This window comes from Vibrio sp. YT-18, assembly GCF_033337345.1.
GTDB classification, from domain to species: Bacteria; Pseudomonadota; Gammaproteobacteria; order Enterobacterales; family Vibrionaceae; genus Vibrio; species Vibrio alginolyticus.
On sequence record NZ_JAWOQO010000309.1, the window covers coordinates 1 to 1,012 of the forward strand.

Sequence of the window (1,012 nt, forward strand, 5' to 3'; positions counted from 1 at the left end):
AATTGTTGGGGAAATCAACGGGAGTGCGAAGTGACTCCTGAGCCACTATTAACATAATGACTCAGGAGATTTATTGCTATTGAACGATAGAGGTTGTGACTTGTTCAATTTTTTGATTGAACTCGAATGGTGCTTGGTAGTCTTTACTCACCGCGCCACCTTCATCTTCACCAATACCCACGCCATCGTCGAGCGAGAACAAGCGGCTGTTTGTGTTAGGGATAAGTTTCTTCTCAACAAGCTTATCGTTCACGTAGAGATAAACGTTACCGCCTTTACCTCTGCCAGCTGCGTTACCTTTACCACCTTGGCCGTTCTCGTCGTAACGGAATGCCACTTTAATCTCGTTCTTGCCTTCTTTTAGTTTAGAACCAGAGACTTTAGTGTACTCGTAGGTTAACCAGTTATATTCGAAGGTTGGGACGCCGTTTTTCACATATAGCGTCCAACCACCGAAGTTACCGCCTTGCGCGATAATCACACCGTTAGTCTTTGACGCATTGTCTGTTGAAATGTCCGCAACAATATCAAACGATTTATTTTTGATATTTAAGAAGGAGTTTTCAGGGATGCCTCTCGCACCTTCATAAAGCGTTAGGCTCTTCTTACCAAACAGAGCATCAGGTCGGCCCGCAATTTCTGCGTTCACACGCTCCATTGTGCGATCATCGATAGGGTAGACATGGTTTTTCTCTGCTTCTTTATCGAATAGCTTCTTCAGCTCCTCAAGCTTTTGAGGGTTAGATTTTGCTAAGTCGTTGGCTAAAGAGAAATCTTTCGTTGTGTCGTACAATTCCCATTTATCATCTTGTAGGTCTCTAAACTTAGTTGACCCCTCAGTTAAAGCCCAGTGAGTAACACGCGCTAGCCACCCTTCGTGATAGATGGCACGGTTACCTCCCAGTTCGAAATATTGAGGTTTGTGTCGTGTTTGTGCTTTTGTTTCCTTAAATGTATTAGTGAAGCTCACGCCTGCCATCGGGATTTGCTCAACACCATCGACTTCTTTTGG

The 1,012-nt window shown here is 44.3% G+C and carries 1 pseudogene; it reads right to left on the reverse strand.

Going from position 1 to position 1,012, the window contains the following annotated elements:
- Positions 1–76: 76 nt before the first annotated feature.
- Positions 77–1,012: pseudogene (locus R7M72_RS26215) on the reverse strand (arylsulfatase); the annotation flags it as partial.